Origin of the sequence: Steroidobacter sp. (assembly GCF_036402275.1) — a bacterium.
Classification (GTDB): Bacteria; Pseudomonadota; Gammaproteobacteria; order Steroidobacterales; family Steroidobacteraceae; genus Steroidobacter.
In genome coordinates this window covers 1-8,305 of record NZ_DASWTF010000012.1, presented here as the reverse complement: position 1 = coordinate 8,305, position 8,305 = coordinate 1, and the positions used below count along the sequence as shown (strand labels likewise).

The 8,305-nt window shown below is 59.0% G+C and carries 10 protein-coding genes and 1 riboswitch; of the genes, 2 read left to right on the top strand and 8 right to left on the bottom strand.

What is annotated here, in order from left to right:
* Positions 1–300 (top strand): fibronectin type III domain-containing protein (locus tag VGD45_RS04790; protein WP_331154130.1); only part of this gene is annotated, 300 nt, incomplete at its 5' end.
* 132 nt (positions 301–432) lie between these two features.
* On the opposite strand, the gene VGD45_RS34300 is transcribed toward VGD45_RS04790, so the two are convergent.
* From VGD45_RS34300 to VGD45_RS04775, 4 genes are all read right to left on the bottom strand, one after another.
* Positions 433–552, bottom strand: coding sequence for a transposase (locus tag VGD45_RS34300; RefSeq protein ID WP_414717554.1), 120 nt, complete (start codon positions 550–552; stop codon positions 433–435).
* A 798-nt stretch (positions 553–1,350) separates the two neighbouring features.
* The gene (locus tag VGD45_RS04785; RefSeq protein WP_331154129.1) at positions 1,351–1,824 is read right to left on the bottom strand and encodes a hypothetical protein; all 474 of its coding nucleotides are present in this window, start codon (positions 1,822–1,824) and stop codon (positions 1,351–1,353) included.
* Positions 1,821–3,464, bottom strand: coding sequence for a VCBS repeat-containing protein (locus tag VGD45_RS04780; protein ID WP_331154128.1), 1,644 nt, complete (start codon positions 3,462–3,464; stop codon positions 1,821–1,823). Before VGD45_RS04780 ends, VGD45_RS04785 begins: the two co-directional genes overlap by 4 nt.
* Before the next feature lie 1,404 nt (positions 3,465–4,868).
* Positions 4,869–5,261, bottom strand: coding sequence for a hypothetical protein (locus VGD45_RS04775; protein ID WP_331154127.1), 393 nt, complete (start codon positions 5,259–5,261; stop codon positions 4,869–4,871).
* Positions 5,262–5,354: 93 nt separating this feature from the next.
* On the opposite strand from VGD45_RS04775, the gene VGD45_RS04770 reads away from it, so the two are divergent.
* Positions 5,355–5,630, top strand: a complete 276-nt coding sequence (locus VGD45_RS04770) for a fibronectin type III domain-containing protein (protein ID WP_331154126.1) — start codon at positions 5,355–5,357, stop codon at positions 5,628–5,630.
* 135 nt (positions 5,631–5,765) lie between these two features.
* Here VGD45_RS04770 and VGD45_RS04765 read toward each other — a convergent pair whose 3' ends face one another.
* The 4 genes from VGD45_RS04765 to VGD45_RS34290 all read right to left on the bottom strand — a co-directional run bounded on the left by VGD45_RS04765 (position 5,766) and on the right by VGD45_RS34290 (position 7,800).
* A complete protein-coding gene (locus VGD45_RS04765; RefSeq protein WP_331154125.1) occupies positions 5,766–6,056 on the bottom strand; it encodes a hypothetical protein in 291 nt (96 codons plus the stop codon).
* Positions 5,968–6,441: a DUF222 domain-containing protein gene (locus VGD45_RS34295; RefSeq protein WP_414717553.1), complete on the bottom strand. Its 474-nt coding sequence runs from the start codon at positions 6,439–6,441 to the stop codon at positions 5,968–5,970. The genes VGD45_RS04765 and VGD45_RS34295 overlap by 89 nt, the downstream gene beginning before the upstream one ends.
* Positions 6,442–6,644: 203 nt before the next feature.
* Complete coding sequence (locus VGD45_RS04760; RefSeq protein ID WP_331154124.1) at positions 6,645–7,250, bottom strand: GIY-YIG nuclease family protein; 606 nt, start codon at positions 7,248–7,250, stop codon at positions 6,645–6,647.
* 40 nt (positions 7,251–7,290) lie between these two features.
* Entirely contained in the window at positions 7,291–7,800 is a 510-nt protein-coding gene (locus tag VGD45_RS34290) for a DGQHR domain-containing protein (RefSeq protein WP_414717555.1), read from the bottom strand.
* Between the two features lie 412 nt (positions 7,801–8,212).
* Positions 8,213–8,305: riboswitch (cyclic di-GMP riboswitch) on the top strand. This riboswitch is flagged as partial in the annotation.

The following is an 8,305-nucleotide window of genomic DNA, read 5'->3' as shown; positions in this document are numbered from 1 at the left end:
ACGCTGCCCGCGTTCTCCATCAACGTGGTCGATGTTTCCAGCGGCGGCGCCGAACTGTCCTGGACTCCCCCGACCCAGAACACCGACGGCAGCACGCTGACCAACCTGGCCGGCTACCGCATCGCCTACGGCACCTCCCCGCAAGCGATGACGCAGTCCATCCAGGTCGCGAACCCCGGCATCACTCGCTACACCATGGACAACCTCTCCCCCGGCACCTACTACTTCGCGGTCCGCGCTTACACCTCGAACGGCACCCAGAGCAGCAACTCGAACGTCTTCAGCAAGGTCGTGCAGTAAACCGCGACAGTTACTCAGAGGCGATACAAACGGCGACCCATGTGGGTCGCCGTTCTTTTCTTTGGGATGAATAGAAAACAGCCCGCGGAAGTCATGCGACCGCCCGGAGCGGACGCCCGGCGGGCATACCGGCTACAGCCTAATACTCAATGGATACTCGCGCTTCTTCCAGACGTAGTAGGTCGCTTCGCTGATCCCCATCTGCCGGCAGACATCCGCCACCGGCTGGCCCGCGTTGCCTTGCCCCCGCAAGCACCTTGCTCCAGTTCTAACTGACTACGAAATAGCGGGGTGACGTCATCCGCATCCACCGCATCGTCGCCTCACCAGTATGTTCGAGACCGACGATGAACGCAGCTTCACTCTGGTGTATTTCAGTGCCGGATCGAGTTGTTACAGCAAGAGTCCGGCCGTCGCTCGCCTCCGAGATGTTCTCGGGCGGCGGCGGCCTGGGACTTGAGCCGGGTCACTCAACAATGAATCCGTACATAAACGTTGGTGCGCCATTAGGCCCGCAGGTGTTCGGATCTACCTCCAGATGAACTTGGCCGCCAGCCAGCTGTAGCGCCAGCAATGTCGCGTACCAACGCGCCCCCCACGCCGTGCCAGCATTCCAACGAAGCTGACTACTATTGTTACAGTACATGGAGGTGGTATAGCCCTCGACATTCACCCAACACGTATTGGTGCTGCTGTTCTCACAGCCCACAGAGGTGACTCGGCCGAGCGCTCGTTCAGCCAATACGTGTGGCGACAACGAGACGAGAGCCAAACCCAAAGCCGCAGAAGCAAATCTCTTTCCCATATGTTTTCAATCTCCAGGTTTTGAGAAGCTGTGCGCCTGTCTCGCCAGTTCTCGGCATTTCCGCGTCAACCGGAAACGGATCGAACATCATTGCCGTGCTCGCTCGAGCTCACCGATCCGCAATGGCCTTCGGTCGCTGGCCCACACACTGGGCTCGTTCCCAGCCGGCATGAATGGTAGCGGCCTTCGGAACGTCAGAGTTCGAGATCCAATATTTCCGGAGGACACATGTAAGGATCCCCACTTCACGCTGGGATCTTGGCGCACAGGTAATCGCGCGCGAGGAAGCCGAGGTGCAGGACGCTCGACAACGGCAGAACGATGAAGATCAAGATCGCCAGTGAGGTAAGCCCCTCAAAGCCACCCAATGCGAATGTCCCGACCGGGCCGAGCGGCAGGACACAGATGCCCGCGGATAGCAGGCACGTGGTCGGTAGGCGTGATAACAAGCGCCGTCGGGTACGCAGCCACTTCCAGATGCTCAGCACTCCGATGAACAGGCAGGCGACACCCACGTAGTACGCGACCGGAATCCAGGACTCGGTGAGGTTCTCTCCGATGGCCAGGCGCAGCTGATGCGGCACCAACACCACCGCCGTCGGCAAGTACACAAAAGTCGGGCCGAGGCAGACCAGCATCTCCAGGCGCAGCAGCACGAGGGTCCATCTCGACAACTGCGCCGACGGTTCACCCCGGCTTGCGGCCTCGGCAGTCCTCACGTCGCCTCGCCGATGGCTCCCATCGGAGGCGTGAAAGCCGGCTTCTGAGCGACGCCGGCCGGCTGCGGCGGGCCGAGCGGATGACTCAAGACATACTTCTTCATCTCTTTGTCGAGCGCCCGGAAGGCTGCCGCGCCGAACACGTCGTTCGAGAACCCCATGATCATCTGCACCCAAGGCTCCAGGGCAGTGCTGTTCACTGAACAGAATAACCGGTTTATGCCGATGCCATGAGTGAAAACGTTCAGCGTGCCGCCTCTCTGGATGATCGTTCGCGAGATCGTTCCCGGATAGACAACGTGCGTGGGTCTAGTCACATTCTGAACGGCCCCCTGCCAGAACCCGGTCTCCACTTTCCGCTGCGTGACGTAGCCGCCCGGCACAGTGTAATAGCGTGCAAAGTTACCAGGAACGAGCGTGATTCTAACCAAGACCTCCTCGACACCGTCGACTCTGGTGGGAGTCGGTTGCAGCTTGTAGCTCGGATAAGTGAAATAACGCAGAGTTGCGCGCAACGTGGATGTGTCGCATCCCAGCGCGCCCATTGCGCATAGCGGCGTTGTAACGTCGTAGTGGTGATACGTATCGGCAGAGGGGTCGAAAGCTCCGTCACCCGGGAAAGGTGGATGCGATTCGCTGTTATCCACGTTCACCACACCACGCGCCTGGTCGATCACGGCTTGACCCCACACGCGAGCCAGGATCCGTTCCAATTGCGTCGCAGCCCCGAGATCGTTCAAAGGAACGTCCGGGCAGCCGTCTTTCAGGCGTTGCAGGACTTCTGCAGTCTCGCGAGCGTCGGTATCGTAAATGGAAGTGTCCGCCTCCAGCGTAACCGTTCCTGGGATGTAGACGTAAACGTGCAAGTCGTACTGGCACACGTTATGGGCCGGGTCGGTGCCGATCGGTTGATTGTTGCTGTCGTATACCGTCACTGACCGCGTACATCCGCCTGGGTCCGCGGACGTCGCCACGGGATCGAGAAAAGCGTAGCCGCACGATCTGCCAGGGTAGCGGGCCTCGCAGCGTTCAATGAGCCAGAACGCGGAGCTATAGTCCGTCGAGTCCACGACGAACCCGAACCACAGGGCCGACGCCGGCTGCGTCGACTTGAGCTTCAGCGGTACATTGACGAAATATTGCGGATCCAGCATCCACCGCATCAGATCGCCATGGTACTTCTCGAATTTGCTGTTCTTGGCAGTGACATGAAAAGGTGCGCGCCCGCGCCGCGGCGAGGCGTGGACGATCTGATCCATCGCACCCGGAATGAGGTCCTGCAGCCCTCCGATCGCCAGGTCATCGAAGCCATTCGCATCCACATCGCGGACCGACAGGTCCACGTCGGCCACGGGTGAATTGCGAATGGTGCCGCGAATCGCCGCCGGAATCTGCGTGACCAGAGCGAAGGTGCCGTCGCCGTTATTGGAGAGGATGAACTCTGCGACCGGGGGAGGAATGACGATTGGAACGTCATCCATTGGAATTACGACCGAACGCGGCGAACTGACGTGCAGGTCCAGTAGTCCGTCCGCGTTGTAGTACCCGATGCGGACCTCAAACGTGCTGTCGAATCCGGCAGAGTGAGCCAGACTGTTCCACAGTAGCGCGACGGACAGCCAGGCCATGGCAATTGTCATGACCCTACATCGATTGTTCCTTTTCAACTTCCATGCTCTCCGCGCAGCTTGCCTGAAATGTTGCATCGGTATTCGTTGCTGTCAACACGCGCCGCTCTTCATAGGAAAGAATCAGGGATTTGACCAAGATCTGTTGAACAGTCGCCGGGCGCACAGACTGCGAATCGTGCATCGCTGAGAACGGCAGTAAACACAACACCCGTGGACGTGACGTTCGCAACAGCGTTGGCGGGAGTGATGGTAACGGCGCTACCGCCGGATGCCGCAGTCAGTTCTGAATGCTCAACCAACGCAGACCTTCGACCTGCGCCGAAAGAACCGGATGCCAGCGTTCCATGAACGAAGTTTCTCGCTCATGCACTCGGGTGTCTTCATGCTTCTCACGTTTTCTTGTATCGATTCGGGTAGGGATGCCATGAGTCGTGGCGACAAAACGGTGACAAGCAAGCTGAGGTCGTGCTGCAGACTCGACTGACCTGCGCCCTCGAAGCATCCAGCCGCTTCACAGGCGAGACACCGTCATTACGCGTGCTTTGTGACGCGCTTGCAGCTAACTCTCGCACGAGCTCTAGCGATCCGCTGGCGTTGATTGCTGTGAACTGATCAGGTGATAGGAGGATCGGTAGCGCACCGAGGAAACACTCAACCAATCCCGGTGAGTCCGCCCGACCTCAATCGCAATCGCGATTCGCCGATGATCTCTCCAGCATCCGCGTGCAGGCATCCTCTCAAACGGTGCACGTGCCCTATGGCTTTCCAGCAAGGGAACGGAGGATTTCGGCTTCGCAGGTGAAACTCCTCGAACGGACCGACGCTCGTACCGCCGAAGGCCTGTCCTCCCAAACCCGCACATTCCCCGCCCATCCCACCTGCCGGGCCTTACGATCAACCGTCACTCAGGACTGAGAAATACGCGAGGGTCTCGGAGATGTTGGGCTGATCGGCGCAATTGCCGGTCCCATAGAATATGACCCACGAGCCTTGCGCCTGAGCGGCAAGCAGGCCTGCGAGATACTCTTTCGCCCGCGGACGATTCAAAGAGAAGGAGTAATAATCGCCGTTCGAACCGTGACAGCTTGGTGGGTTGACGACGCCACCCGAGGGGTAGACGTATACGAAGTCATCGGAAATCAGAAGCTCTCTGATGGATGCTCTCGTCGAGCCGGCGGATACTGGAGTTGACAGTCCGAATGCGACGAGCAAGGCTGCGGCTCGTACCCATCTGTTCATTCCGCTGCCACGATGGTGCTTCATCCGCATCACAATCCTTCTCCGCGGTGGATCATCCTGCCGTCCGGTGACAACTCAAGCATTCCCACGTCGCAGCGCTCACCCGCCGCACATTCGTGGATCGCATGCCGCAGCAGATTACGAAGGCCCCCCCATCCCCGTCAACAGATCCATCTACGCTTGCACAGAAATCAGGGTTTTGCCGAATGATGCGTAACACGCCAAGAAACGATCGCCCCCAACGCCAGCCCCTACTTCTCTGCCGATGACCCAAGCCATCAAAAAGTAACAGTCGGGCATGACGCCTGCCTCATATAGTCCCTGTGAGTAGCCATCGGCTTGACTCAGATCGCTGCGCTCCAGGACGGATCCGCCGCTTTTGAGCCCGATGAGCTTTCTGCGGCGAATGGGTTGCTCTAACACGTTGGGTTTGCTTGAGGGAACATCCCTCAGATTCTCCAACGATCTGTCGGATGTTTTGTGCAGACTATTGCCTATTCTGATTTGGCCACGTTGCTCAACGACGCCCAGGCCATCGGTTTTATCTCTGAACAGAATTTTTTTCACTGGGATTTCCTTAGAGCGGTTCAGATCAGCCCTCCTAGCCACAGCCAACGTGAAATATTCCTAAGGACCGGTCAAGCGTGGACCGCCGGGAACGTGGTCGATGTTTCCAGCGGCGGCGCCGAGCTGTCCTGGACTCCCCCGACCCAGAACACCGACGGCAGCACGCTCACCAACCTCGCCGGCTACCGCATCGCCTACGGCACCTCCCCGAACGCGATGACGCAGTCCATCCAGATCGCGAACCCCGGCATCACTCGCTACACCATGGACAATCTCTCTCCCGGCACCTACTACTTCGCGGTCCGCGCGTACACCTCGAACGGCACCCAGAGCAGCAACTCGAATGTCTTCAGCAAGGCCGTGCAGTAATCGCAAGGAGAAACTCAGGCGCTACGCGAGTGTGAAGCTCGCGGAGCGATACAAACGGCGATCCGATTGGATCGCCGTTTTTCTTTGGGATCAGATTAGATGCCGCAAACAGCCAGAGAGCCCACCGAGAAACGTTCAGCCACCTGCTCCCGACGTTACCGCGTATGTTATCCCGCAACGACGTAGTAACACTTCGATTGCAAGCGCATGGTCATAAGACTCGCCATCCCATCGAGTCGCCGCCGTGTGGCGCTCGATGTGCAACCCTTGTTCTTCGTGCGTGGCAACGAGCTGATTCAGATCTCCTAGCGGCTGCGTGTAGCCGGGCAACGTGCTGTCAAACGACCGGCCGTCGGGCGTGACAAAGCGAAACGCACCGTCCAGCACGAGGCGCGGGCGGTATGCTTCGCGTCTTCCGTCCAACATTGAGTGGCTCACCTGCTTCGTTCTCTACAATAGGAACGATGCTGCAATCACAAGACAACCGCCGGACCGTTTCTGCAGAAACGCTCGGACCGTGCTCGAACTGGCAACGGCCAGCAACGCTGTCTTGCAGCGTTTCGGCGTCCACGTGAACAACAATCTGTTGTCGATCTCCGCCGTTGAGCGCGGCGGGTCCTTGGGCGAGAAACGTTTCCGCCATGACCGCCAGAGCATCGACCCTGTGGGCCGAGGGATGGGCGCGCCATTTAACAGATGACGTTTCCGCAGAAACGTCCTCCGCCATTGGGTTCTCTTCGCACGCGGCCTCGATGGCCTTAATAAACAGCTGCCCCGCCTCGGCGGGCAACCGCGCCTTAATCACGAGCATGCCGTCCTGATCGTGAAACCAAGTGAGCCTTCGATCGATCTGCTGCTTGAGCCTCTCTCCCCAACTCCTCCGCTTCCTTGCCTCGGCGGAAGTCGCGCACGATCCGCTCCACATGCACCGCCGTGCCGTGCAGACAAGATCCTAACTCGGTGCGCCATACCTGTATATGCGACAGCTACCGGGTAACAGATTTTCCGGTTTTCTCACTCGGACCGCTTCCATATCGGAAGGGTATTGGCGCGATATCTGTGATCCCGGCGTATCTCGGTCAACACCGGGTGAAACGAATGCCGCTCGTTGCTGCGTAAGTTGAGCGGCAACGACAATTTCGAGATGAGCTGCTCCTCGATTGTCCAGGGCTGCTCCACAGGCATCCAGCAGACGCGCGCATTACGATCCATCCACTCTGACAACCGCTGCTCACCATCGGCAAACGTCAGCCGCCGCCCGCTGCCGACTCGCCGAAGCTCGATGCCAAGCGTTTCAGCCAGCAGACAACCGAGCGTCAGGCGGAGTGTCGAGCCCGCAGCGTTGCCACTGAAGTGACAGCGAATCCTGCCGCAGAGCGTCTGTCGACTCGGGGCTGCGCCATTCGCCGGCGGCGGTTTTGGAGATATGCCGACGTAAAGCAGGGCAGCGCCGCGAATCTTGTGACAATCTCTCGTCGATACACCCGCTGGAGGGCGAAGGAAGTACCACGCATACACACCCGCGACGCGAGGGACTGGAGACGGACGAGAACGCACCTCGGCGCGGCTCCAGAGACGCTCGGGCTTCATGAGAGCCGCCACTTTGTCGATACGACTCATTTATTCTCCGATGATGCCTGCCGAGGTCGAAGCGCCTGTTTTACTTCGCCGTCCGTTGACGTTTCGAAACCCCTCGGGCCGGCGATTTGGCGCCGCCGGGTTCGGGAAGTAGTTCGTTTATCAGGCGAGCGGGCAGCGGGCGCGCTCTGTTGACCAGGACGAAATCCCCGCGCTGAACCGCAAGGTCATCCGAAATAAAAGCGACCACCGGTATAGGCAACGAGTCGCTTTCTGCGAGCGCGCGCCTCTGGCCGTCGACGATCCACGCGACGCGGTCGCCTTTCGGTCGAATCGGGACGTTCAACAAGCCGGCCTCGACGCCCTGCGCGACTGCATCCGCCGCCGAGCCTCTCGATCGCCGGAAGCGAACATCGGGAGACATCGCGAGAACGATGGCGTCAGGAAACAGCACCTTTCCTTGTTTCAAGAATTGCACGGTATCGGCAACGTACTTTCTGATCTCAGGTCGCTGGAAACGTTTCAGGGAAGCGTCTTTATCGCCCCTAACACGCGATATGTCCGCAATCCGAGTGAAGTCCGAGCTTGTCATAAAGAAACAAAACACGCTGCCGCCGTTCCCTTGCACAGTGCGCAGAGCCCTCACCGCGATCTGCTGGCGAGCTACTTTTTGTTTCCGTTTCACTGCGTGCTTCTTCATACCCCAGCACGAATTTTGTTCGCCACTTTCGCAATCCACCGTGTAACGTTTTCAATTTATCATTTTGCACCCAAACGTCCAGCCGGAGCTGAGCGTGTCGAACTGATTTACAACGCCTGGTTGCTATGGCGCCTGCGTTTGCGAATGAGCACTCCTCCCTAACCGCCTAGCCGCGCCTCCTTAGATCCTACGTATGCTCAACAGTCGCTGCTGGTTGGCCTCAAGCGGTTTGCCAGCATCCGACGGCGATCCATGAGGGTGCGTCGGATATTTGGCGGTCCTCGCCTCCTGCAGAATGTCTCCCGTCGAGTAAGGGCATACCCGTCGAAAGACGGCGACGCAAAGCCTCCGGTCCTCGGATGCCGCTGCAACAGCAGCCGCATCACGGATAGCGGGG

Excerpts from the sequence above, each read along its gene's own strand:
- VGD45_RS04780 (WP_331154128.1), bottom strand. The coding sequence starts at position 3,464 with ATGACAATTGCCATGGCCTGGCTGTCCGTCGCGCTACTGTGGAACAGT.
- VGD45_RS04760 (WP_331154124.1), bottom strand. The coding sequence starts at position 7,250 with ATGAGTCGTATCGACAAAGTGGCGGCTCTCATGAAGCCCGAGCGTCTC.
- VGD45_RS34290 (WP_414717555.1), bottom strand. The coding sequence starts at position 7,800 with ATGACAAGCTCGGACTTCACTCGGATTGCGGACATATCGCGTGTTAGG.
- VGD45_RS04765 (WP_331154125.1), bottom strand. The coding sequence starts at position 6,056 with ATGTTGGACGGAAGACGCGAAGCATACCGCCCGCGCCTCGTGCTGGAC.
- VGD45_RS34295 (WP_414717553.1), bottom strand. The coding sequence starts at position 6,441 with ATGCTCGTGATTAAGGCGCGGTTGCCCGCCGAGGCGGGGCAGCTGTTT.